The sequence below is a fragment of the Klebsiella sp. 7-CIP_Kleb. genome, from assembly GCF_050378655.1.
GTDB lineage: Bacteria > Pseudomonadota > Gammaproteobacteria > Enterobacterales > Enterobacteriaceae > Klebsiella > Klebsiella quasipneumoniae.
The window spans coordinates 339,526-363,230 of the sequence record NZ_JBNRLJ010000001.1; the positions used below are offsets into that span (position 1 = coordinate 339,526).

A 23,705-nucleotide genomic window follows, 5' to 3' on the forward strand; every position below is an offset into this window, starting at 1 on the left:
ATAACGGCTCGCTCCCCGTCTCTTCGCCTGCCTCAATTATTACCAATTTAATAACAGTGATGAAAGTTTTTGCTCATTTTTTAAAACAATAAAGGCGCCTACACTGCCCTCATTGCCGCATCGCTGGGGCGAAGAAATTGATAACTCATTAACGTACAAGGAAAAATATCATGCAAACTAACCGTGTGGCCCGCATTTTGGGTATTGAAAAACCGGTAGTCCAGGGCCCGCTCTCCTGGCTGACCGATGCTCGTCTGGTGGCGGCCGTCGGCAACGCCGGTGGTCTCGGGGTGCTGGGCCCGAACGCCGGCCTGACGGCGGCAACCGCCGTCTCCACGCCGGAGGCGACGGCAGAGAAAATGCGCGAAGAGATCCGCAAAACCAAACAGCTGACTGAGAAACCCTTTGGCGTCAACCTGATCCCGACGGCGGAAAACGACATCTGGACGCCGGCGATCCTGCCGGTGATCAAAGAGGAAGGCGTTAAGGTGGTGGTCTACACCGGCTACGGAGACGGTTCGTTAAAACCGGCGCTGTTCGATGAGCTGAAAACCGCCGGGATCACCATTATCTACCGCGATATTAACCCGACGCCGGAGAACAGCCGTCGCGCGGAGCAGGCCGGAGCGGACATCATCGTCGCCACCGGCTTTGACGAAGGCGGCACGCTGCCGGCTACCGCAATGGGGACCTTCACTATCGTCCCGCTGATCGTTGACGCTGTTCAGCGGGTTCCGGTGATGGCCGCGGGGGGCATCACCGACGCCCGGGGAGCGCGCGCTGCTCACGCCCTCGGCGCGGAAGGCGTCTTCGCCGGTTCGGTATTCATCAGCACCGTCGAAAGTCGCGTTCCCGACTCGGTGAAAGCGAAAATTCTCGCCGCCAACGGCCTGGATCTGCGGCTGTTTCGCACGCTGCCGGACTACTACCGCGCCCTGCCTGGCAAACTGAGCGACAAGCTGGTGGCCATGGACCGGGCCGGAGCCTCAAAGGCCGAGCTGGCCCAGGCGATGGGCGGTCTGCGCGGAATGCGGCTGGGCATGCTGGAGGGGAATACCGATGAGGGGTATATCTCGCTGGGGGCGGGGATCGGCAACATCCATGCCATCGCCTCCGTCGCCGAGGTAGTCAACCAGCTGGCGGTGTGAAGCCGCCAGCCGGGGCACGGCAACGGGCGCGATCAGGCGTCAGCTACCTTCTCTACCGCCCGGAAGAACGCGTCGATAGCCAGCCCGACGTCGGCGGCGGTGACCGACTCCGCCGGGTGATGGCTGACGCCCCCCAGGCAGCGCACAAACAGCATGGCCGATGGCCAGCGCTCGGCGATGGCGATGGCGTCATGCCCTGCGCCGCTCGGCAGCGTCAGTGAACGCCCCTGCACCGCCGTCACCGCCTCGCTCAGCACCGCCTGCAGTTGACTGTCGCAGGCGGTGGCGGCGATACGGTAATACTCCTCGGCGGTGAAGCTCAGCTGGCGGCGCCCGGCAATGGCCTGCGCCTGCGCCAGCAGCTCTTCCAGCAGCGCCGCCAGCGGTGCATCCTGCGGGCCGCGAATATCCAGCGTCAGCTGCACCTCGCCCGGAATCACGTTCACCGCGCCCGGCGCACAGCGCAGGGTGCCGACCGTCGCCACCAGGTTGCCGCCGCGCTGCCGGGTCAGGCTTTCCACCTGCACCATCCATTCCGCCGCCGCGGCGAGCGCGTCCTTACGATGGAGCATCGGCACCGTGCCGGCATGGCCGGCTTCGCCGGTAAAGCGGCAGGTCAGGCGGCGGGCGCCGTTAATCGCCTCCACCACGCCGAGCGCCAGACCCGCCTGCTCCAGGCACGGCCCCTGCTCGATATGCAGTTCGAGATAGGCGGCGATATCCTGCGGGTTGCGGGCGGCATGGGCGATCCGCGCCGGATCGAGTCCGGCATTCACCAGCGCCTGGGCGACGCTCACCCCGTCGGCATCGCACTGTGACAGCCAGCTTTCGGGCCAGGTGCCGGTAACGCCGCGGCTACCCAGCAGGGTGATGCCGAAGCGGGTGCCCTCTTCATCGCCAAAGCCGACGATCTCGATAGCCTTCGCCAGCCGTCGCCCCTGCTGGTGCAGACGCTGGACCACCTCAATCGCCGCCAGCACGCCGAGCATGCCGTCGTAGCGCCCGGCGTTTCGAACGGTGTCGAGATGAGAGCCCAGCAGCACCGCCGGCGCGCCCTCCTGCACGCCTTCATAGCGACCGCAGATATTACCGACGCTGTCCTGCCATACCATCATGCCGGCGGCCTGCATCCACTGGCCCACCAGCTGGTTGGCCTGCAGATGCTCCGGCGACAGATAGACCCGGGTCAGGGCGTCGGCGGTTTCGCTGAGGGCGGCCAGCTGGTCGGCGCGCGCCATCACCCGGCTGGCGGCCGCCTCTCTCTCCGCCTGCTGGCGGACGGTATCACTCATAGGGTGGCCTCGGTGCGGTAGTGATCCCAGGCCGCCTGCATCGCCGCGCCCTGGGTGGTGGTGAACTTGAGGTAGTTCAGGACCGCCTCCAGCGCGCTGAGGGTCTGCATCACACAGTCTTTACGCGCGTTATAGCCCATGGTGCCAATGCGCCAGACTTTACCGTGCAGCGGGCCGAACGAGGTGCCAATCTCAATGCCGAAATCTTCCAGCATCAGCTTACGCACCTGATCGCCGTTGATCCCGTTGGGGATCACCACCCCCAGCACGTTATTCATTTTGTGCCGCAGGTCGCCAAAGGTCTCGAGCCCCATCGCCTGGATCCCTTTCAGCAGCGCATCGCCGTGCAGCTTGTGACGGGCGATGCCGTTGTCGAGTCCCTCCTGGAGGATCAGGCGCGCGCACTCCCGGGCGGCGAACAGCGCCGAGGTCGCTTCGGTATGGTGGTTCAGGCGCTCCGGCCCCCAGTAATCCATCACCATGCCGAGATCGAAATAGTTGGAGTAGATCATCTCGTCGACGCCATCGTGGTGGGCATCGGTGCGGATCCCCTGCTCAATGCAGCGGCGGCGGCGGATGACCTCTTCCATCTGTGGGCTGAGGGTGATGGGCGAGGTGCCGGAGGGGCCGCCCAGGCACTTCTGCATCCCGGCGGACACCGCGTCCAGCTGCCAGGCGTCGGTTTCCAGCGGGTTGCCGCCGAGCGACGCGGTGGCGTCGGTATAGAACAGCACATCGTGGCGACGACAAATCTCTCCCAGCTCCGCCAGCGGCTGCAGCATGGTGGTCGAGGTATCGCCCTGCACGGTGAGCAGCAGGCGCGGGCGCACGCGCTTGATCGCGTCTTCAACCTGGTCCGGGGTAAAGACTTCCCCCCACGGCACCTCGATGGTGTGTACTTCTGCCCGGCAGCGGCGCGCAATCTCGCACAGCAGATGACCAAACCGGCCGAACACCGGCACCAGCACCTTGTCGCCCGGCCGGATCGCCGACACCAGAATCGCTTCGATACCGGCGCGGGAGGTGCCGTCCACCAGCATCGTCCAGCGGTTTTCGGTGCGAAATACGCCGCGGTAGAGCGCCATGACTTCATTCATGTAGTGGGTCATCGCCGGATCGTACTGACCCACCAGCTGGCTCGCCATGGCGCGCAGCACGCGCGGGTCGGCGTTGATCGGCCCCGGTCCCATCAGCAGGCGCTGCGGCGGGTTAATTTGCGAAAACTGAGTGATATCCATCTGCCATTCCTTACGTTAGTTAAGACCGCGCACCGAGGAGATAAACTGTTTCAGTTCGGTTGTCTGCGGACTGGCGAACAGCGTTTTGCTGTCGCCCTGCTCCCAGACGCGCCCCTGATGCATAAACACCACGCGGTCGCCCACTTCGCGGGCAAAATTCATTTCATGGGTGACGAGGATCAGCGTCATGCCTTCCGCCGCCAGCTGCTCCAGTACTTTCAGCACTTCGCCCACCAGTTCCGGGTCAAGCGCCGAAGTGATTTCGTCACAGAGTAAAACTTTTGGCGACATCGCCAGCGCCCGGGCGATGGCCACGCGCTGCTGCTGGCCGCCGGAGAGGTTGGCCGGATAGTAATCCAGACGATCGCCAAGACCGACCTTCTCCAGCATCCGCTGCGCCAGCTCGCGACATTCGGCCTGAGACTTCTTCAGCACCCGCCGCGGGGCCAGCATGACGTTCTCCAGCGCCGTCATGTGCGGAAAGAGATTGAAGTTCTGAAACACCATGCCGATGGAGCGGCTGATCTCCCGGGCCTGGGAATCGCGGTCGGTGATGGTCATGCCCCCGAGCTTGATGCTCCCCTCCTGGTACCCCTCCAGACCATTGATGCAGCGCAGCAGGGTGCTTTTGCCCGAGCCGCTGCGGCCGATGATCGAGATGACTTCCCCCATGTCGATATCCAGATCGACGCCCTTCAGCACATGGTTGTCGCCGTAGTACTTCTGCATCTGATTAATGGTGATGAGAGGCATTGAATTTGTTCTCCAGATAACGGCTGTAGCGGGACAGCGGATAGCACAGAATGAAATAGCCCAGCGCCACCAGGGCAAACACTTTAAACGGCTGGTAAGTGACGTTGGTCAGCATGGTTCCTGCCTTGGTCAGCTCCACAAAGCCGATAATCGATGCCAGCGCCGTGCCTTTGATCACCTGCACGGCGAACCCCACCGTCGGCGCGATGGCGATGCGCAGCGCCTGCGGCGCTACCACCCGGTACAGGGTCTGGCCGAAGCTCAGCCCGAGACAGCGCGAGGCTTCCCACTGGCCTTTCGGCAGCGCGCGAATGCTGCCGAACCAGATATCCAGCAGAAAGGCGCTGGTATAAAGCGTCAGAGCCACCGACGCCGCGGTCCATGCCGAGACGTCGATGCCGAACAGCGCTACGCCGAAAAATGCCAGAAACAGCTGCATCAGCAGCGGCGTCCCCTGAAATAGTTCGACGTAGCCGCGGATCAGCCGTTTCACCTGCCGTCCGCCGGTCAGGCGCAGCAGCAGCAGCGGTAAGGTCACCAGCGCCCCGCCGGTGAACGCGACCAGCGACAGCAGCACCGTCCAGCGACCGGCCAGCAGCAGGTTGCGGATAATGTCCCAGTCGGTAAAGGTGGTCATCATGCCTGCACCCCCAGCCATTTACGCCCCGCCGCCATCAGCAGCTGGCGCATCGCTATCGATAACGCTAAGTAGATCCCGGTGGTCACCAGATAGACCTCAAAGCTCAAAAACGTCCGCGACTGGATCAGGTTGGCGGCGAAGGTCAGCTCCTCATAGGAGACCTGCGACACCACCGACGAGCCGAGCATCACGATGATGCACTGGCTGACCAGCGCCGGATAAATCCGCTGCAGCGCCGGGGGCAGCACCACGCGAACGAAAGTTTGCGTCCGGCTGAGCCCGAGCACGCGTCCGGCCTCCCACTGGCCTTTCGGCGTCACCTGGATGCCGGCGCGCACGATCTCGGTGCTGTAAGCCCCAAGGTTAACCACCATCGCCAGCAGCGCCGCTTCGCCGGCGGTCATCTTCAGTCCCAGGTTCGGTAAACCAAAAACGATAAAAAAGAGCTGCACCACGAACGGCGTGTTACGGATGATTTCCACATATCCGCCCCAGATCCGGCTGAGGACGCCCGGGCGGCCGCTGCGGATCGCCGCCCCGAGGATCCCAATCGCCAGTCCGCCGATCGTCGCCAGCACCGTCAGCTGCACCGTCACCCACAGACCGGCCAGCAGCTCCGGCCAGTGCGGCCAGAGTTCAGAAAAATGAAGTTGCTCCGTCATCCACAGACCTTACGCGCCGAGGCTGGCAGGCAGCGGCGCTTTCAGCCACTTCTCAGACAAACCGTTGAGGGTGCCGTCCTTAATGCCCTGCTCGATCAGGGTATCCACTTTCGCCTTCAGCGCCGGTTCGTTCTTTTTCAGCCCGATAAAGCACGGCGAGTCCTTCAGCATAAAGCTCGGCACCGGCGCTTTGTCAGCGTTCTGCCGGGAGATGGCCGCCACCACCAGGTTACCGGTGGCGACATACTGCACCTGGCCCGACAGATAGGCCGACAGCGTGGTGTTATTGTCCTCGTAGCGCTTAATCTGCGCCGCCTGCGGCGCCACGCTGGTCAGCACCATATCTTCCACCGCCCCACGGGTCACGCCGACGCTTTTACCGCTCAGCGCGGCCGCGTCCTTCAGCTCCGCCCCTTTCGGGCCAAACACCCCGAGGAAGAACGGGGCGTAGGCGCGGCTGAAATCGATCACTTTCTCTCGCTCGGCGTTTTTGCCGAGGCTGGAGATCACCAGGTCCACCTTATCGGTCTGCAGATACGGCACGCGGTTGGCGCTGGTCACCGGGACCAGCTGCAGCTTGAGCTTCATCGACTTCGCCAGATAGCGCGCCATATCGATGTCATACCCCTGCGGCTGCAGGTCAGTCCCCACCGAGCCGAACGGCGGAAAATCCTGGGGCACGGCAATGCGGATGACGCCGCGTTTTTCAATATCCTGGAGCTGGTCAGCCTGCGCGGCAGAAACAGACGAAAGGAGACAAGCGGCCCCGGCCAGTGCGATCAACAGTTTCTTCATGATGTTTACCCGTTACGTTAGCATGAAACAAAAGATTCTTTGAATCTGTTTTTGCAACTAATGTGCCAGATACGGTCGATGCGCGGGTTGGCGAGGAATTTAAGCTAAAAGTGAGAAAGGACAGGCAGTAAGGAACCGAAGAACAAAAAACGACGGCGCCAGAACGCGGAACAATATGCACCATATTGATGCACAGCACCACGCTGGCGCCCCATCACCGTTGTTCCAGCTCGTCCAGTTGCTGGTAAAGCGTAGCGATATCGTGGATGCGCGGACGACCGCTATCGAGCGTTTCGTGCAGAAAGGCATTGGCCAGCAGATTGATCAGGCTGTTGACCGAGGCATAGCTGTCGTAAGCCGAGACGCTGTCCAGCGGCGCGCAGAGCTGCCAGCGGGAGAGCGGGAACAGACTGTGGGCCTGCGGCTCGCACATTAACAGGACCGGCACACCATCGCGCTGCAGCTGCTGCAGGAGCGGGCGGACGATCCGCGGCCGCCGGCGAAATGCCATCACCACCACCAGGTCATCGGCGGTCAGATCGACCAGCTCTTCGCTGAGGCTCTGCCCAGGCTGGGGCAGCACCAGCACCTGACCGCGAGCCTGCAGCAGCTGCTGGCGCAGGTGCAGCGCCGCCGGATAGGCATTGCGCATGCCAATCACCACAATACGGCGCGCGGCCACCATCGCCGTCAGCGCCTCGGCGAACTGGCGCGCGTCAAGGGCATTGACCCATTGGGTGAGGTTCGCCATCTCCTGCTTATAATGACGCGCCAGCAGCGTGTTACCCTGCACCGCGTCGCGCTGATCAGTCAGCGGCATCCCGCTCTGGCGCAGGGTGCGCAGTTCATCACGCATGTCCTTATATTTGTCATAGCCCAGGCGCTTGAACAGCCGGCTGACGGTGGCTTTCGATACACCGCTCAGCTGCGCCAGCTCGGCGCTGTTGTAGCTTATCAGGTCATTAAAGTGGTCAAAGATGAAATCCGCCACCCGCTGTTCCTGCGGCGACAGCGAGGCGTATTGCCCTTTCAGTCGTTCATCGAGTTGTTGCATAGCGCCCCTGTAACTTTCGTTTCATCATCCATCCCTCATCATACTGTATCTGCTATGCCTTACACATAGCGTGCCAGCGGGAAAATTCCGGTCATTGTTTTTATCAATGAAACGAAACGTTCAGAGCTGGAACAGCTTTTGCAGTGTTCTGCGGGTGATTCGTTCAGAAAGGATAATTTATGCACAGTAGCAACGTTTCGACCCACGGCATGGCGGTCGCTCCCCACCACCTCGCCAGCCAGAGCGCGCTGGCCATCCTGCGCGAGGGCGGCAGCGCCATTGAAGCGATGGTGGCTGCCGCGGCGGCCATCGCCGTCGTCTACCCCCACATGAACGGCCTGGGTGGGGATGGTTTCTGGCTGATCGTGCCGCCTGAGGGAGACCCCATCGCCATTGACGCCAGCGGTGCGGCCGGGTCGCTGGCCACCCTCGCGGCCTATGCCGGGCAGCGGCATATCCCCCACCGGGGGCCGCAGGCCGCGCTGACCGTCGCCGGCACCGTCAGCGGCTGGGACGAGGCGCTGCGGATTTCACGGGACTTAACCGGCCGCGCGCTGCCGGTGGCGCGCCTGCTGGCCGATGCGATCGGTTATGCCGAAGACGGCATTCCGGTCACCGCCTCGCAGGCCCACGCCACCGCCAGCAAACTGGAAGAGCTGCGCCATCAGCCGGGCTTCAGCGAAACCTGGCTGGTCGCGGGCGAGGCCCCGCGGCCCGGCAGCCGCTTCCGCCAGCCCGCCCTCGCCGGTACCCTGCGCATGCTGGCCAGCGACGGTCTCGACAGTTTCTATCGCGGTCCGCTGGCTGAACGTCTCGCCCAGGGGATGGCCGCGCTGGGGATGCCTGTCACACTCGGCGACCTGCAGGCCCACCGCGCCCGGCGTCCGGCGCCGCTGACGCTCCAGCACCAGCAGGGAACGCTGTGGAACCTCGCCCCACCCACGCAGGGGCTGGTGTCGCTGGCGATCCTTGGCATTACCGACCGTCTGAAGATGGCGGATGCCGACGAGGCGCAAACGGTGCACCGTATCGTCGAAGCCACCAAGCGGGCGTTTGCCCTGCGCGATGCGCATATCACCGATCCGCGCCATCTGGATGTGGATGTACAGCAGTTGCTCACCCCGGAAGCCCTGCAGCCGCTGGCCGACAGCATCGACGACGCCAGCGCTTCCCCCTGGGGCGGCGGTAAAGGCCCGGGCGATACCGTCTGGATGGGCGTCGTGGATAACAGCGGACTGGCAGTGTCGTTTATTCAGAGTATCTATCACGAGTTCGGCAGCGGCGTGGTGATCCCGGACACCGGGATCGTCTGGCAAAACCGCGGGGCGGCCTTCAGCCTCGATCCGCAGCATCTCCTGGCGCTGGCCCCTGGCAAACAGCCATTCCACACCCTCAACCCTGCCGCCGCGCGCCTGAACGATGGCCGGGTGATGGTCTATGGCTCGATGGGCGGCGACGGTCAGCCACAGACCCAGGCGGCGCTGTTTACCCGCTATATCCTGCAGGGGGCGCCGCTGCAGGAGAGCATCTCACGGCCACGCTGGCTGCTGGGCCGCACCTGGGGGCAGTCCTCGGAGTCACTGAAGCTGGAGGGACGCTTTGCCCCCGCCTGCATCGCGCGTCTGCGCGAGCTGGGGCACGAGGTGGAAGTGCTGGCCGATTTCAGCGAGGCGATGGGCCACGCCGGGGCCATTGTCCGCCATCCCAATGGCCTGCTTGAAGGGGCTACCGATCCACGCAGCAACGGCGCCGCCGCCGCATACTAAGGAGCAGACCATGACCACACAGCCAGACTGGAGCGAGTATCTGACGCAGATGACCCACCTGTTACGCCTGGAGCTGGAGGCGCCGCGCCGTGAGGAGCTGGAGCGCCAGTTTTCCCGCATCGCCGCCATGGCGCAGCCGCTGATGGACTATCCCCTCGGGCCGCGCGACGACATTGCGGGGGTGTATAAAGCATGACACTTCACCATTTCACCATCGCCGAGATCCAGCGTGCGCTGCACGATGGCGAACTGAGCGCCCGGGAGATCGCCTGCCAGACGCTGGACGATATCGCCCGCGTTAATCCGCAGATCAACGCCTGGACCGAGGTCACCGCCCAGCGCATGCTGGCGGAGGCCGACAGCATCGATGCCCTGCGCCGGGAAAAACGCCCCTTGCCGCCGCTGGCGGGCATTCCCTACGCGGTGAAAAATCTGTTTGATGTCGCCGGGCACACCACCCTCGCCGGGGCGGAGCTGCTGAGCGGCCGGCCGCCGGCCGCCAGCGACAGCTGGGCGGTGCGCCAGCTGCACAGCGCCGGCGCCCTGCTCAGCGGGATGCTCAATATGGATGCCTACGCCTATGGCTTCACCACCGAAAACAGCCACTATGGCGCGACGCGCAACCCGCACGATCTGTCGCGGATCGCCGGCGGATCCTCCGGCGGTTCGGCCGCAGCGGTGGCCGCCGGGCTGGTCCATTTCAGCCTCGGCAGCGACACCAACGGCTCGATCCGCGTCCCCGCGTCGCTGTGCGGGATCTTTGGCCTGAAACCCACCTTCGGCCGCCTCTCCCGTTCCGGCAGCCATCCGTTTGTCGCCAGTCTGGATCATATTGGTCCCTTTGCCCGCCGGGTGGCCGACCTCGCCGCGGTGTATGACGCCCTGCAGGGGCGCGACCCGGCCGATGACTTTCAGGCCGATAAAGCCAGCGAGCGCACCGGCAACCTGCTGGATCGGGAGCTGGAGGGTCTGCGCTGCGCGCGGCTGGGGGGCTATTTCACCACCTGGTGCGATGATGACGCCCGGGCGGCCGTGGATCGAGTCGCCCACGCGCTGGGCGCCGACAGCGAGCTGCAGTTTGCGGATGCCGCCCTGGCTCGCTCGGCGGCCTTTATCATCAGCGCCAGCGAAGGCGGCAATCAGTATCTGCCGGATCTTCGCCATTCGCCCGAGCGCTTTGAACCCCACTCCCGCGAGCGGCTGCTGGCCGGGGCGATGATCCCCTCGGCGTGGTATCTGCAGGCCCAGCGCTTCCGCCGTCATGCCCGTCAGGCGATGAAATCCCTGTTCAGTCAGGCCGACGTGCTGATCGCCCCGGCCACCCCATGCAGCGCTACGCCGATTGGCGCCGAGGAGATGGTGATTAACGGCCAGCCGCTGCCGGTGCGCGCCAGCATGGGTATGCTGACCCAGCCGATCTCCTTCCTCGGGCTGCCGGTGGTGACCGTGCCCCTGCGTACCGCCAGCGGCAAGCCGATTGGCCTGCAGCTGATAGCCGCGCCGTTTAACGAACAAGCCTGTCTTCGCGCCGCGCGAGCGCTGGAAGCGATGGGCGTTACCGATGCCCGAGTGGCGGAGAGTGCAGCATGATCAATCTGGATAATGTAGACCGCCCGGCGATCCTCGCCGAGGTGACGGCGGCGTTTTACCAGTATGAAGAGGCGCTGGTCAGCAATAACATCGAGGCGCTGGACGCGTTGTTCTGGCACGATCCGCGCACCGTGCGGCTGGGGGCCGGCGAAAATCTGTATGGCATTGAGGCGATCCGCGCCTTTCGCGCCGCCCGCCCCGCCGCCGGTCTGGCCCGCGACCTGCGCCATACCACCATCACCACCTTTGGCGCGGACATGGCGGTATGCAGCACCGAGTTTACCCGCGAAGGCAGCGCGCGCCTTGGGCGTCAGCAGCAAACGTGGGTGCGCTTTCCCTACGGCTGGCGGATTGTCGCCGCCCAGGTCAGTCTGATGGACTGAGAGGCATACACTGACGCGGGCCGGGGGAATGTGGCTATCCACCGGCCCGCACTCGCCCGGTATCAATACGTGAGGAGACGATGGTCATGGTGTTAATCAGGGCTGCTGAATCAAAAGATATCCCCGCGCTGAAAACGCTATTTCTGCAGCTGGGCTATCAGACGGAGACGGCGATCTTAGAACAACGCGTCACTGAACCCCAAAGTATGATGCATACGCTGGTGGCTGAAGCAGAAAACACCGTGTGTGGCGTGGTCGTTATCAATTTTATCTTACCGGTACATGAAAACCGATTGTGGGCATTAATTTCCGCGCTGGTGATAGAGGAATCGTCACGGGGTTCAGGGATAGGCCAGCAGCTTCTCCATGCCGCAGAGCGCCTCGCCCGCGATAAACAATGCGCTCATATTGAGCTTTCAAGCAGTGAAAAAAGAATCAGAGCGCATCAATTTTATGAAAATAACGGCTATAAGGAAGTCCGCAAACGCTTCGTTAAACGTTTGTCTTAGCCGCCAGCGAACGAGTGCTTTCCCCGAATAATCTTAACTATATTTTGCCCAGCAGGATATTTAACATGCGGCGCAGGGGTTCCGCCGCGCCCCACAATAGCTGATCGCCAACCGTTAACACCGAGTAGACGGGTTCATTATTTAGCGACATTTTCTTGTAGCGGCCAATTCCTACCTGCAACGAACCGCTAATCGCAGCCGGGGTCAAATTACTGACACTCTCTTGCTTATTATTGGGGATATAGTTTACCCACGGATGGGAATGGGTGACTAACTCAGCAAATTCCGCTTCGCTGACCTCACGTTTCAGTTTAAGGGTAATGGCAGCGCTGTGGCAGCGGATTACACCGACCCGAATGCATAAGCCATTGACCGGGATGGTGCCGGGTGCAAGGCCAAGAATTTTATTGGTTTCCGCCTCGCCCTTCCATTCTTCGCGGCTATTTCCATCGCCAAGATCGCTGTCGATCCACGGAATGATGCTGCCCATCAGCGGGACGCCAAAATTCTCCACCGGCATGCCGGCGCTATTAATCAACTCACTCACTTTATTGACTAAAGGCAGCACGGAACCTGATGCCGTCAGTTCATCCGCAGATAAATGCTGACTGATATACGCGCTTTGCGCGATGAATTCCCGCACCTGTTTGGCGCCCGCCCCGGAGGCAGACTGATAGGTCATCACGCTCATCCATTCAATCAGGTCAGCCTTGATCAGCCCGGCCAGCCCCATCAGGCTCAGCGTGATGGAGCAGTTGCCGCCGACAAACAGTTTCATTCCCGCTTTCACCGCGCGATCGATATTATCGCGGTTGACCGGGTCGAGAATAATGCAGGCGTTGTCATCCATCCGCAGCGCCGAAGCGGCGTCAATCCAGTAGCCTTGCCAGCCAGAGTTAGTTAACGCAGGATAGATGGCTTTGGTATAATCCCCGCCCTGACAGGTTATAATAATATCCATTTCGGCGAGAGCGCTAAGGGAATTCGCATCTTTCAGTTTGTCGCTTTTACCTTTAATAACCGGACCAGCGGCACCCGCACTGGAGGTACTAAAAAAATGCGCTGAAATATCGTCGAAATCATTTTCTTCGATCATGCGCTGCAACAATACTGAGCCAACCATGCCCCGCCAGCCAACAATACCCACCTGCTTCATTTATTTAACCTTAAAAAGTTATGAGAATGTTAATTTGAGTGTCGCCATACCTTATATCGTATCCCCCAATAAAGGTCATTACCCAGCACATCGATTTTTATCATTATTAAAATGTTTCATCTGCCATCAGCGATAGTTATCTCTTATTACGGTCAGGCAGATATAAGGCGGCGGAGACTGTTCAAAGGGAGAAACGACGTAGCGGAACGGCAGTGGCTTCTCCCCTGGCTGCCATAAATAGTCACTTGCATTTTGATAGTGACTATGTCAATTTGCTGGCAAAAGCCACCTTGTTACTGGACAGCCCATGAAAAATGAACCGCTTTGCCACGCTCCCTGCCCCATCGCCCGTAGCCTGGGACGCATCGGTGACAGCTGGAGCATCATGATCCTGCGCGACGCGTTCGCGGGCTTTACCCGTTTTGACGAGTTCCAGAAGAGCAGCAACGTCGCGCCCAATATTCTGTCGCGCCGCCTGAAGGCGCTGGTCGACGACGGGCTGCTGGAGAAGGTTTGCTACAGCAGCACCCCGCCGCGCTACGAATACCACCTCACCCCGCGGGGCCGCGATTTTCGCATGGTATTGCTGGCGCTGGCGGAATGGGGTAACCGCCACTTCGCTCCCGAAGGCCGTCAGATGCAGCTGGTGGAAACCGCCACCCAGCGCCGCGTGGAGCCAGTCATGGTGGATAAAGCGACCGGGGAAGAGATTATCCCTGGTAAATACGCCATGGTGCCGGGCCCCGCAGCCTCGCCGCTGATGCAATATCGTCATGAATATCTGCTGCGCAAACGCGAAGGCGATAGCGGGCAAAAATTCCAGCCTGAACCCTACAGAGATGCCAACCATGAAGCTGGCCAGTAAGAAAAGCGTCCTCGTCCTGGCGGCCCTCTCCGCCGTTCTGGCGGCAGCGAGCTACGGCGCGTACTGGTGGCAAACCGGACGTTTTCTGCAGACCACCGATGACGCCTATGTTGGCGGCGACATTAGCGCCATCTCCAGCAAAGTCTCCGGCTATATCCAGCAGCTGGCGGTGCAGGACAATATGGCGGTGAAAAAAGGTGACCTGTTGATCCGCATTGACGACCGCGATTACCGCGCCGCCCTCGCGAAAGCCGCCGGAGAAGTGGCGGCGCAGCAGGCCGCGCTGGCCGATATTCAGGCTACCCGCCAGCTACAGCAGGCGACCATTGCCGGCTCTACGGCCTCGTTACTGGCCGCCACGGCGGCAACCGAAAAACTGGCTAACGACAAACGACGCTATAACGCCCTGGCCGCGTCGAGCGCGATTTCCGCACAGATCCGCGATAACGCCTCCGCCGATTATCGCCGGGCGCATGCCGAGCAGGAGAAAGCCAAAGCGGATAAAACCGTGGCCGAACGTCAGCTGACGGTGCTGGATGCTCGCCAGCAGCAAACCCTGGCTGCCCTGGCGCAGGCCCAGGCTAACCTCGAGATGGCCAGGCTGAACCTCAGCTATACCGACATTCGCGCGCCGTTCGATGGGGTGATTGGCAACCGCCGCGCGTGGTCCGGCTCCTTCGTCAGCAGCGGCACGCAGCTGCTCTCCCTGGTGCCCGCGCACGGCCTGTGGATTGACGCCAACTTCAAGGAAAACCAGCTGGCGCATATGCGCGCCGGCCAGGCGGTGACCATCGTCGCCGATGTGCTGCCGAACCATACCTTTAAGGGCCATGTCGCCAGCCTGGCGCCGGCGACCGGCTCACGCTTCAGCATTCTGCCGGCGGAGAACGCGACCGGGAATTTCACTAAAATCGTGCAGCGGGTGCCGGTTCGCATTGCGCTGGAAGGTGACGGGGCAAAGCTTGACGTCCTGCGCCCGGGACTGTCGGTGATCGTTACCGTGAATGAAAAGAGCCCTCGATGAGCACCGCTCAGGCGCTGTCCGCCCCGCAAAGTCTGTCGATGCCGACGGCGAAGAAAATCTTTGCCTTCGCCAGCATGTGCGTGGGGATGTTTATCGCCCTTATCGACATCCAGATCGTCTCCGCCTCGCTGCGGGATATCGGCGGTGGCCTGTCGGCAGGCGACGATGAGACCGTCTGGGTACAAACCAGCTACCTGATCGCCGAGATCATTATTATCCCGCTTTCCGGCTGGCTGGCCCGGGTCATGTCGACCCGCTGGCTGTTTGCCGCCTCTGCGGCGGGCTTCACACTGATGAGCCTGCTGTGCGGCTGGGCGTGGAACATCCAGAGTATGATCGCCTTCCGCGCCCTGCAGGGGCTGGCGGGCGGGTCGATGATCCCCCTGGTGTTCACCACCGCTTTCGCCTTTTTTCAGGGCAAACAGCGGGTCATTGCCGCGGCGACAATCGGCGGCCTGGCCTCCCTCGCCCCGACGCTGGGCCCGACGGTGGGCGGCTGGATCACCGAAAACTACAACTGGCACTGGCTGTTCTTTATCAACGTTGTTCCGGGGATTTACATCGCGGTGGCAGTGCCGCTGCTGGTGAAAGTAGACAGCGCCGACCCCACTCTGCTGCGCGGCGCCGACTATCTCAGTATTCTGCTGCTGGCCGTGTCCCTCGGCTGCCTGGAATATACCCTCGAAGAAGGTCCTCGCTGGGGCTGGTTTGATGACGCGACCCTGACGACCACCGCCTGGGTCGCCCTGCTCTGCGGCGTGGCTTTTGTTATCCGCACCCTCCGCCATCCGCAGCCGGTGATGGATCTGCGGGCCCTGCAGGACCGAACTTTCAGCCTCGGCTGCTATTTCTCGTTTATGGCCGGCGTCGGCATCTTCGCCACCATCTATTTAACTCCGCTGTATCTCGGTAGCGTGCGCGGTTTCAGCGCGCTGGAGATCGGCCTGGCGGTATTTTCCACCGGCTTGTTCCAGGTCATGTCTATTCCGTTTTATTCGTGGCTCGCCAACCGCGTTGACCTGCGCTGGCTGCTGATGGCCGGGCTGATCGGTTTTGCGGTGTCGATGTACAGCTTCGTCCCGATAACCCATGACTGGGGGGCGGACCAGTTGCTGCTCCCGCAGGCGTTTCGCGGACTGGCGCAGCAGTTTGCCGTCGCGCCAACGGTGACCCTGACGCTGGGCAGCCTGCCGCCCGCGCGCCTGAAGTTGGCCTCCGGGCTGTTTAATCTGATGCGCAACCTCGGGGGCGCCATCGGCATCGCCCTGTGCGGCACAGTGCTTAACGACAGAACCAATTTGCACTACAACCGCCTGGCGGACCATCTGAATAACGCCAACCTGGCAATGAGCGATTTTGTTCAGCGCAGCGCAGCAAACTTCGCCACGCAGGGGATCTCGCCGGATGCCGCGCAGACGGCGGCGCTGAAAAATCTTTCCGCGCTGGCGCTGCGGGAGGCGCGAACCCAGGCCTTTTCCGATGCTTTCTACCTCATCATGATGGGTTTTTTGCTTGCCGCGCTGCTGGTTCCCTTGATGAAAAAGCCGCCGGCACACTGATACTACAGGAGAGTAAACTATGGGCGTTTCCGTTAAACGCATTGTCGTCACCGGGATGGGGATTGTCAGCCCGCTGGGCTGCGGCGTACAGCACGTCTGGCAGTCGCTGCTGGCAGGAAAGTCAGGGATCACCAGAATCAGCGAGCAGCTGGTCGCGGATATTCCCTGCAAAGTGGCCGGCCAGGTGCCGTCCATTGAAAGCGATCCGCTGCACGGCTTCGACCCGCTGGCGACCATCCCGGCGAAAGAGCGCAAAAAGATGGATCGCTTTATCGAGTTTGCGCTGGTCGCCGCCCGTGAAGCGCTGACCCAGGCCGGCTGGTCGCCAGCATCTGCGGCCGAACAGGAACGTACCGCCACGGTGATCGCCACCGGGATCGGCGGCTTCAGCGAGATCGCCAATGCGGTACATACCACCGATGAACGCGGGCCGCGTCGCCTCTCGCCGTTCACTATCCCCTCTTTTCTGGCCAACCTGGCCGCCGGGCATGTGTCTATCGCTCACGGCTTCCGGGGCCCCATCGGCGCGCCGGTCACCGCCTGCGCAGCGGGTGCACAGGCCATTGGCGATGCGGCGCGGATGATCCGCAGCGGCGAGGCGGATATTGCCCTCTGCGGCGGCGCGGAAGCGGCAATTCATCGCGTTAGCCTGGCCGGGTTTGCCGCGGCAAGGGCGCTCTCCAGCGCCTCCAACGACCAGCCGGAAGCCGCTTCCCGCCCCTTTGACCGCGACCGCGATGGATTTGTGATGGGAGAAGGCGCGGGGCTTATCGTGATCGAGTCACTGGAGCACGCGCTGGCGCGCGGCGCCACGCCGCTGGCCGAGCTGGTCGGCTACGGCACCAGCGCAGATGCTTATCACCTGACCGCTGGCCCGGAAGACGGGAACGGCGCACGTCGGGCCATGGAGACCGCTATTCGCCAGGCCGGGGTGACCGTCGACGAGATTGACCATATCAACGCCCACGCCACCTCAACGCAGGTAGGTGATAAAGGTGAGCTGGCGGCGATTAAAACGCTGTTTGGCGCGCATCCGGTCGCCATTACCTCGACGAAATCCGCCACCGGCCATCTGTTAGGCGCGGCCGGCGGGATCGAGGCCATCTTCACCATTCAGGCCCTGCGCGATCAGGTGGTGCCGCCGACGCTGAACCTGCATCACCCCGATGAAGAGGCGGCAGGTCTCAATCTGGTGGCGCTGCAGGCCCGCCCGCAGAAAATGCGTTATGCGCTGTCGAACGGTTTTGGCTTTGGCGGCGTTAACGCCAGCCTGCTGCTGAAACGCTGGGAATAATCGTCAGCTCCCCCCCGGCGATGGCTGGCGGGGGATTTTCGCCGTGGCAGCTTTTGCCCTGCTGCTGGAGTAAATGAAGAACAGCGCGATACCCAGGCAGACAATGGCGCCGATTCGGCTCAGCGAGAATGGAATCGACGCATTGCCCAGCCAGCCGAAGTTATCGATCAGCATGCTCATGGTTAACTGACCAAAAATGACAGCGACCGTAGCAACTGCCGCGCCAATACGCTGGACGGCCAGTACCATAATAACGATATAAGGCACACCAAACATTGCGCCCAGCAGTTGCCATTTAGGCACGTCCATCAGCGTCAGGGTGTGTTTGGGTTCGAAGAAAAAGATCAGCAGCCCCGTCACCAGGGCGCCGACAGAAAATGTCAGGAATGCGCTTTTGAATACGCCAACCTTGCTGCCCAGCTGGCCATTGATAGCCGCCTGGATACTCAGCATGGCGCCACCGGCAACGGCGAGCAGAATCATGATAATAGTCATAATGTTACTTTACCCCTGTGCAACCATAACCAGCGCTGCAATGATGAAAATCAGCGCAATGATACGTTTACTGTCAATTTTCCTGCGTGACGTACCGAGCAGACCGAAGTGATCAATAATCAGGCTCTTGAACACCTGGCCTGCCAGGATGCCGATCATAGTCATGGCGATGCCGATTGCCGGCGTTACTACGGTCAGGATGATGACGTAAATCGGCCCAAGCACGCCGCCAAGCAGCTGCCACGCTGGTTGCGCAAAGAACGACGGACTGTTGCGCGGGCTGAAAAAAAGCATCAGCAGAAAGGTCAGCGCCGCGCCCACGCCGAATATGCTGAAGGTCGCCCAGAGGTCACCGACCTCCCCACCCAATGGTCCGAGCAATCCTGCCTCTATGGACAGTCCCATGCCTCCGGCAATGACGATAAAAATCAATATTAGCTGCATAGCAATCATCTCCAGTAGTCCAGGCGGAGGAGATTACGGCTTAATATGGATGAGAAAAATGCCATAATGAGATAAACACCTGTGCAGGATATGCATTAATGAATGAGCTTGGGAACATCAGTATTCGCGCCCTGCTGATTTTTATAGACGTCTATGAGACGCAGAATTTCTCTGTGGTGGCCCGGCGGGAAGGGATATCGGCCTCTCAGGTATCGCGGCTCATCCATCAGATGGAGGATGTGCTCGGCCAGCAGCTTTTTTACCGCAATACCCGGGCGATAATCCCGACGGAAAGCGGCCATCTTTTTATCCGCTATGCGCGAGCGATGACTGGCAGCATGGAGGAGGCGCGGCGGGAACTCAACGAGAGAACGCTTGAGCCTTCCGGAATGGTCCGCATAAACGCACCCGTATTCTTTGGACAGCGCCATGTCGCACCCGCGTTACCGGGCCTGACGGAGCGATATCCGAAGCTCAGCATTGAGCTTACGCTGACTGATGATTACATCGATCCGCACCGTGAGCCGGCTGACGTGATTTTCCGGATTGGCGTACTGACGGATTCCGCATTTCATGCGCGCGTGTTTGGCCAGCAGTGCTATCATCTTGCCGCGTCACCGGATTATATCCGCCGGCACGGCATGCTGGGATCGCCCGAAGAGCTCGCCCGGCATAAATGCCTGGTCTACCGCGGTTCGTCAGGACCAAACCAATGGCTGCTGCGCCGGCACGGTGAGGAATGGGTGCACTACCCTGTCTCACCCCTGATGTCATCGAATAATGCTGAAACCCTGCTGATTGCCGCACTCGGAGGGATGGGGATTGTGCTGTTTCCTGACTGGCTGATTGGAGACCGGCTAAAGAGCGGCGAACTTATCGAACTGCTGCCGGAGCTGGATAGGTCCATAAAAACGGAGCCACAGCATATCGCGGCAATCTATCCGAATGCCCGCCACCCTCCGCTGAACGTGCGGGCGATTATCGATTACTACATCGACGCGTTCGGTTCACCGCTTTACTGGCAGTCTGAATAAGACAGGCGACTTTATGGTTCGTCTTGAAGTTAACTGCCGTTTCTGGCGCAGAGCAAACGCGTTCAATGCCCTTAAGGTCCGTTTTGAGCGAAAAACGGACCACACTATCTAAAGAAAGATATCGCTGATAATGTTGGGACCGCTCATGTTAAAAAGGTATGCCATTTCTTTTCATTGACGATAACGAAGGGATTTTCATGGTTGAGGTTGAGGAAATAAAAAAGAAGTATCCCGGCGCAGATGCCTGGCAAATGGGTGACAGTCCTGAACTGGCTAACGAGCTTGCTGACCTGATCAAAAAAGGGATCAAAACGGCCTCTTGCGGATCTTTTGCCTCTTACCAGCAGGAAAAAACTGCCCCGAGGATAGGGAGTTATCACATTATTCTTGATGGCAAGAATGTTCCAGTTTGCGTGATCAGACTGATTTCGATGCAGCTGGTTCGTTTTTGTGATGTGACTGAAGCATTCGCCCGCAAAGAAGGTGAAGGCGATTTAAGCCTTGAATACTGGAAGAAAGAGCATCAGAGATTTTTCAGCTCCGAAGGTCATTTTTCTGAGGATATGGAGTTGATCGCAGAAGAATTTGAAGTGGTTGAGGTGCTGTGAGACAAGGTCTACGGGCTGACGTTTTATCAATCGCCACTGATAACACTGTTCGCTTCTGGCGCGGAGCGGACAAGCTATCGAGCTAAAGGTCCGCATTGAGCAAGGAGCGGACGTGCCAGCTATAATTGGTAATAAAATGAGAGTAGAGCTATTCTAATTTGTTTATAAAGAACATTTTTACATCCAAGGGCGAAATATTTTTTATGCTATCTTACATGCTATCTCAATATGCCAGGCTACCTGTGCCTCAATTTACCCTACGTTCATGGCTAAAACAATGGTTGTCAGAGCAGGAATCGAGGTGTACAGACAGAGGTTTCTCGGCGCGATTTCCCTGGAGAGAAACTGGATTATGTCAGGAATATTTTTTACAACGAAAACTCAAAATTGATGGAAAGCAATTTCTTACTGGCCCCCGTTATCAGGGCGGAAATATTAACAAACCTTTTATTGATATTGTAGGTATGGATTCTGACCTAAATCATACTGCATTAGAACTCATTAGTAAGGAATGGTCACAACTCAGAGCTCAGTATGTCCGCATTCTTGTACCCGGCCAGTCCTTCCCGCAGGGTATTCCCGACCAGTATATATACGCCACCTCTTTTTCTGAACCCCCTGAATTCAATGATAAATCTCTTACTTTGCAAGTGGCGACATACGAAGATTTTGACTGGTGTTGTCAGGCTCTGGGCGATGCCTATAAGCATACATGGCAGACAGTTCGCGAACTGTCTGCAAACAATTTGGTAGCAGTTGATGACGAAGAGTTGTGTGACCATATTTCTGAGAGAGAAGTATATATTATCTATGAAAACGACGTTCGCGCCGGGTTGCTAATATGCCAGAAAGGAAACATCGCTTTTCTGCGAGGATATCGTATTACTGACAAAGTAATACTTCCTGTTTTTCGTGGTCGATCATTGTCAGCCCGAGCGCAACGCCTGCTGTACCGATTATTAACTCATTCCGATTCTGAACTATCTTTGTATATGGGCACAATTATTCCGGAGAATATCCCCTCGATGAAAACTGCAGAAAGAGCGGGACGAACTTGCATCCTAAGTTATCAATTTCTACCCATCTGCAGAACCCACGACTAACAGCAATGCTAATTTATCTTCAGCCTACTTCCGCTTTTGGCACACAGGGGACGTCAAGGGCCCGGGTGTACTCCCCTGGACGCACTAATGGGCGGTATGTGATTGTTGTGCAGGCTATCATATGGCCTGAGGTACAGCAGAATCAGGCTTCGTAGCAATGAGTCGGTTCACAGCGTCCGGAATCCACCCGGTGCCGTAAATCACCGCAAGGTCTGTCATAAGGTAATTTCATAACGTATCGCGACACCTTTTTTCTTGACGCAGGCCTTCTCTTTCACGGTTTGTCAGAACTGTGGACCGCAGTAATCTCCACTCCGTGCTTTAATCAATGAGAGTGTGTCGGGTGCAAATTAAACTACCTTTCTCAACAGCAAAGGCGGGATACGCCTACCCTCGCAGGGTTTCTGCGTCTGGTAATATGCCCATGACAGTCTCAAAGACCGCTTTGAGGGTTTCCCGGTTTAAGGCACATAATCGCGCGGCGTTGCCCCCAAAATGCAGCGAAAAGCAGCGGTAAAGGCCGCCGGGCATGAGAAACCAAGCTGGTAAGCGACCTGTTTGATTGGAACGCCGTACGCAAGAAGATCCAACGAAGCGCAAATTCTGGCTCTCTGCTTCCATGTTCTAAAACTAAAGCCTGTATCCTTCATAAACAAGCGGGAAAAGGTCCGTTCCGACATGGCCGACATAAAAGCCAGCTCGCTCAGCGATGCTTCCCAGCGCTGAGTGACCAGTAGCGATCTGGCCGCGCTAAATAATCGCTCATCATTCGGCATGGGAAGCGCCATCGTTAAAGGTGGAGCCTCGCTGAGAATTTCCAGAAGCAACAAAGCTATCTTCCGTTGAATCGGTCTGGCGTAGTCCTCACTGAACAGCCCTGCGATAAGTTCTTTGACTAACGGCGTAGCCGTTATCACATGCACCTGCTGACTCTTTGTAAAGCTCGTACATTCTGCGATAAGGCTACTGCTGAAATAGATCGCTCTGAGATCGGTTTGTGAAAGCAGATGGTAACTATGGATATGAAGAGGCGGTAACCATAATGCCCGCTGAGGAGGGATCACCCAACGGTCGCTCTCTGTTTGCACCAGCATAACCCCTCTGGTGGCGAAGAGTAGCTGCCCCTCAACATGATGATGGGGAGGATCTGCCTCGCCGCGTTGATAGCTTATCGCAGTACTGGACCAGCCTGTGGCCTCATCATGTCTTGGCGCTTTATCTATACTACCTGGCATTTCAGATTTAGCCCCTGCCATTATCATATCGAAACTGGAACCACCCGGAGAAGAGCCTTAGGCAATGGGTGCGTGACTTATCATTCTGATCATCAAAGATATTACAGGAGCTTAACCTCATGCGCGTACACTTTATCGTACATGAAAGTTTTGAAGCCCCGGGCGCATATGCAACCTGGGCAATAAACCAGGGTCATGATGTAACTTACTCACACGTCTATGCAGGCGATCGGCTACCTGCTGACGCCGAAGGCATCGATTTTCTTATCGTTATGGGCGGTCCACAAGATCCGGACACAACGCTTGAAGCGTGCCCGCACTTTAATGCTAAAGCGGAACAGACGCTGATTGCTTCCGCGGTTAAAACCGGTAAGGCGGTGATCGGTATTTGCCTGGGTTCACAGCTAATCGGTGAAGCGCTGGGCGCACCCTTCTCTCATAGCCCGGAAAAAGAGATTGGTAAATTCCCGATCACATTGACCGAAGACGGCAGGAAGGATGAGATGTTCTCTCACTTTGGGAAAACACTGGCAGTGGGTCATTGGCATAACGATATGCCGGGTTTGACGCCAGAGGCCAAAATTATTGCTTACAGCGAAGGCTGTCCGCGGCAGATCGTTGCCTATTCTGACCGCGTCTTTGGTTTCCAGTGCCACATGGAGCTCACATTGGACGTTGTAGAGCGGCTGATCGCTCATTCTGAGAAAGACCTGAGCCGTGCAGCAGAATATCGTTTCGTTGACACGCCTGAAGCGCTCCGGGCGCACGATTATAGCGAAATGAACCAAGTACTTTTTGGCTTTTTGGCTTTTTGGATAAGCTGGAGGCACGTTACAAAGCAGCGCAAGCATAATGTCATGCTCGGTAAGTTTGTCATCGGTTTTGATTTTAGTCTCCGCTCCTGGCACAGAGCAGACAAGCTACCTGAGTTGAAGGTCCGCTATGAGCGAAAAGCGGCCATCGGATAGTGCTAGCTCTGCATGCAATGCCACGTCTTATGGGCTTCATGTTCTCTCACTTTTTTCTTATGATGGTGCAGTAAGAAATGCGTGAATATT

24 protein-coding genes and 1 pseudogene are annotated in these 23,705 nt (G+C 59.2%); 14 read left to right on the forward strand and 11 right to left on the reverse strand.

Annotated features, from left to right (window positions below):
- The first annotated feature begins 170 nt into the window (after positions 1–170).
- Positions 171–1,148, forward strand: a complete 978-nt coding sequence (locus ACQUTI_RS01665) for an NAD(P)H-dependent flavin oxidoreductase (protein ID WP_017900276.1) — start codon at positions 171–173, stop codon at positions 1,146–1,148.
- Between the two features lie 32 nt (positions 1,149–1,180).
- Here ACQUTI_RS01665 and hpxK read toward each other — a convergent pair whose 3' ends face one another.
- The 7 genes from hpxK to hpxU all read right to left on the reverse strand — a co-directional run bounded on the left by hpxK (position 1,181) and on the right by hpxU (position 7,582).
- Positions 1,181–2,440, reverse strand: coding sequence for an allantoate amidohydrolase (hpxK, locus tag ACQUTI_RS01670; protein WP_186601979.1), 1,260 nt, complete (start codon positions 2,438–2,440; stop codon positions 1,181–1,183).
- Positions 2,437–3,678, reverse strand: a complete 1,242-nt coding sequence (locus tag ACQUTI_RS01675; protein ID WP_087833316.1) for a pyridoxal-phosphate-dependent aminotransferase family protein — start codon at positions 3,676–3,678, stop codon at positions 2,437–2,439. The genes hpxK and ACQUTI_RS01675 overlap by 4 nt, the downstream gene beginning before the upstream one ends.
- Before the next feature lie 15 nt (positions 3,679–3,693).
- A complete protein-coding gene (locus tag ACQUTI_RS01680) occupies positions 3,694–4,431 on the reverse strand; it encodes an amino acid ABC transporter ATP-binding protein (protein WP_002905293.1) in 738 nt (245 codons plus the stop codon).
- Complete coding sequence (locus ACQUTI_RS01685; RefSeq protein WP_002905295.1) at positions 4,412–5,068, reverse strand: amino acid ABC transporter permease; 657 nt, start codon at positions 5,066–5,068, stop codon at positions 4,412–4,414. Before ACQUTI_RS01685 ends, ACQUTI_RS01680 begins: the two co-directional genes overlap by 20 nt.
- Positions 5,068–5,733 carry an amino acid ABC transporter permease gene (locus ACQUTI_RS01690; protein WP_002905296.1) on the reverse strand — a complete coding sequence of 222 codons (666 nt, stop codon included), beginning with the start codon at positions 5,731–5,733 and terminating at the stop codon, positions 5,068–5,070. The genes ACQUTI_RS01685 and ACQUTI_RS01690 overlap by 1 nt, the downstream gene beginning before the upstream one ends.
- A 9-nt stretch (positions 5,734–5,742) precedes the next feature.
- Positions 5,743–6,528, reverse strand: coding sequence for a transporter substrate-binding domain-containing protein (locus ACQUTI_RS01695; protein ID WP_002905298.1), 786 nt, complete (start codon positions 6,526–6,528; stop codon positions 5,743–5,745).
- A 214-nt stretch (positions 6,529–6,742) separates the two neighbouring features.
- Positions 6,743–7,582, reverse strand: coding sequence for a MurR/RpiR family transcriptional regulator HpxU (gene hpxU, locus ACQUTI_RS01700; RefSeq protein WP_002905300.1), 840 nt, complete (start codon positions 7,580–7,582; stop codon positions 6,743–6,745).
- A 179-nt stretch (positions 7,583–7,761) separates the two neighbouring features.
- On the opposite strand from hpxU, the gene hpxW reads away from it, so the two are divergent.
- The 5 genes from hpxW to ACQUTI_RS01725 all read left to right on the forward strand — a co-directional run bounded on the left by hpxW (position 7,762) and on the right by ACQUTI_RS01725 (position 11,830).
- Positions 7,762–9,348 carry an oxamate amidohydrolase gene (gene hpxW, locus ACQUTI_RS01705; protein ID WP_428923181.1) on the forward strand — a complete coding sequence of 529 codons (1,587 nt, stop codon included), beginning with the start codon at positions 7,762–7,764 and terminating at the stop codon, positions 9,346–9,348.
- A gap of 10 nt (positions 9,349–9,358) precedes the next feature.
- Positions 9,359–9,544, forward strand: coding sequence for an oxalurate catabolism protein HpxX (hpxX, locus tag ACQUTI_RS01710; protein ID WP_002905357.1), 186 nt, complete (start codon positions 9,359–9,361; stop codon positions 9,542–9,544).
- On the forward strand, positions 9,541–10,938 hold the full coding sequence (locus ACQUTI_RS01715) for an AtzE family amidohydrolase (RefSeq protein WP_254465530.1): 1,398 nt from the start codon (positions 9,541–9,543) through the stop codon (positions 10,936–10,938). The genes hpxX and ACQUTI_RS01715 overlap by 4 nt, the downstream gene beginning before the upstream one ends.
- Positions 10,935–11,321 carry an oxalurate catabolism protein HpxZ gene (gene hpxZ, locus ACQUTI_RS01720; RefSeq protein ID WP_002905421.1) on the forward strand — a complete coding sequence of 129 codons (387 nt, stop codon included), beginning with the start codon at positions 10,935–10,937 and terminating at the stop codon, positions 11,319–11,321. The genes ACQUTI_RS01715 and hpxZ overlap by 4 nt, the downstream gene beginning before the upstream one ends.
- An 86-nt stretch (positions 11,322–11,407) precedes the next feature.
- Complete coding sequence (locus ACQUTI_RS01725; RefSeq protein ID WP_254465545.1) at positions 11,408–11,830, forward strand: GNAT family N-acetyltransferase; 423 nt, start codon at positions 11,408–11,410, stop codon at positions 11,828–11,830.
- A 37-nt stretch (positions 11,831–11,867) separates the two neighbouring features.
- Here the strand turns inward: ACQUTI_RS01725 and asd are convergent, their stop codons facing one another.
- Positions 11,868–12,986, reverse strand: coding sequence for an aspartate-semialdehyde dehydrogenase (gene asd / locus ACQUTI_RS01730; RefSeq protein ID WP_163620201.1), 1,119 nt, complete (start codon positions 12,984–12,986; stop codon positions 11,868–11,870).
- A gap of 307 nt (positions 12,987–13,293) precedes the next feature.
- Between asd and ACQUTI_RS01735 the strand changes: the two genes are divergently transcribed.
- Genes ACQUTI_RS01735 through fabF form a run of 4 tightly spaced genes read left to right on the forward strand, consistent with a single transcriptional unit; the run spans position 13,294 to position 17,728 of the window.
- Positions 13,294–13,851, forward strand: coding sequence for a winged helix-turn-helix transcriptional regulator (locus ACQUTI_RS01735; RefSeq protein WP_032426151.1), 558 nt, complete (start codon positions 13,294–13,296; stop codon positions 13,849–13,851).
- Positions 13,835–14,875 carry an HlyD family secretion protein gene (locus tag ACQUTI_RS01740; protein WP_254465531.1) on the forward strand — a complete coding sequence of 347 codons (1,041 nt, stop codon included), beginning with the start codon at positions 13,835–13,837 and terminating at the stop codon, positions 14,873–14,875. Before ACQUTI_RS01735 ends, ACQUTI_RS01740 begins: the two co-directional genes overlap by 17 nt.
- Positions 14,872–16,434 carry a DHA2 family efflux MFS transporter permease subunit gene (locus tag ACQUTI_RS01745; protein ID WP_064150008.1) on the forward strand — a complete coding sequence of 521 codons (1,563 nt, stop codon included), beginning with the start codon at positions 14,872–14,874 and terminating at the stop codon, positions 16,432–16,434. The genes ACQUTI_RS01740 and ACQUTI_RS01745 overlap by 4 nt, the downstream gene beginning before the upstream one ends.
- Before the next feature lie 19 nt (positions 16,435–16,453).
- A complete protein-coding gene (fabF, locus tag ACQUTI_RS01750; protein ID WP_064150006.1) occupies positions 16,454–17,728 on the forward strand; it encodes a beta-ketoacyl-ACP synthase II in 1,275 nt (424 codons plus the stop codon).
- Positions 17,729–17,731: 3 nt separating this feature from the next.
- Here fabF and ACQUTI_RS01755 read toward each other — a convergent pair whose 3' ends face one another.
- Together ACQUTI_RS01755 and ACQUTI_RS01760 are read right to left on the reverse strand one after the other, a co-directional pair.
- Entirely contained in the window at positions 17,732–18,223 is a 492-nt protein-coding gene (locus ACQUTI_RS01755; protein ID WP_002905492.1) for a DMT family transporter, read from the reverse strand.
- 9 nt (positions 18,224–18,232) lie between these two features.
- A complete protein-coding gene (locus ACQUTI_RS01760) occupies positions 18,233–18,667 on the reverse strand; it encodes a DMT family transporter (protein ID WP_004151877.1) in 435 nt (144 codons plus the stop codon).
- Positions 18,668–18,765: 98 nt separating this feature from the next.
- On the opposite strand from ACQUTI_RS01760, the gene ACQUTI_RS01765 reads away from it, so the two are divergent.
- The 3 genes from ACQUTI_RS01765 (at position 18,766) to ACQUTI_RS01775 (ending at position 21,412) form a co-directional block, all read left to right on the forward strand.
- Positions 18,766–19,701 (forward strand): LysR family transcriptional regulator, encoded by a 936-nt coding sequence (locus ACQUTI_RS01765; protein ID WP_254465532.1) that lies wholly within the window; start codon positions 18,766–18,768, stop codon positions 19,699–19,701.
- A gap of 251 nt (positions 19,702–19,952) precedes the next feature.
- Positions 19,953–20,309 (forward strand): ASCH domain-containing protein, encoded by a 357-nt coding sequence (locus ACQUTI_RS01770; RefSeq protein WP_162994639.1) that lies wholly within the window; start codon positions 19,953–19,955, stop codon positions 20,307–20,309.
- Between the two features lie 203 nt (positions 20,310–20,512).
- Entirely contained in the window at positions 20,513–21,412 is a 900-nt protein-coding gene (locus ACQUTI_RS01775; protein ID WP_074186548.1) for a hypothetical protein, read from the forward strand.
- Positions 21,413–21,873: 461 nt separating this feature from the next.
- Here the strand turns inward: ACQUTI_RS01775 and ACQUTI_RS01780 are convergent, their stop codons facing one another.
- Complete coding sequence (locus ACQUTI_RS01780) at positions 21,874–22,674, reverse strand: AraC family transcriptional regulator (RefSeq protein ID WP_254465533.1); 801 nt, start codon at positions 22,672–22,674, stop codon at positions 21,874–21,876.
- 92 nt (positions 22,675–22,766) lie between these two features.
- On the opposite strand from ACQUTI_RS01780, the pseudogene ACQUTI_RS01785 reads away from it, so the two are divergent.
- Positions 22,767–23,500, forward strand: a pseudogene (locus tag ACQUTI_RS01785) (type 1 glutamine amidotransferase).
- Positions 23,501–23,705 lie beyond the last annotated feature (205 nt).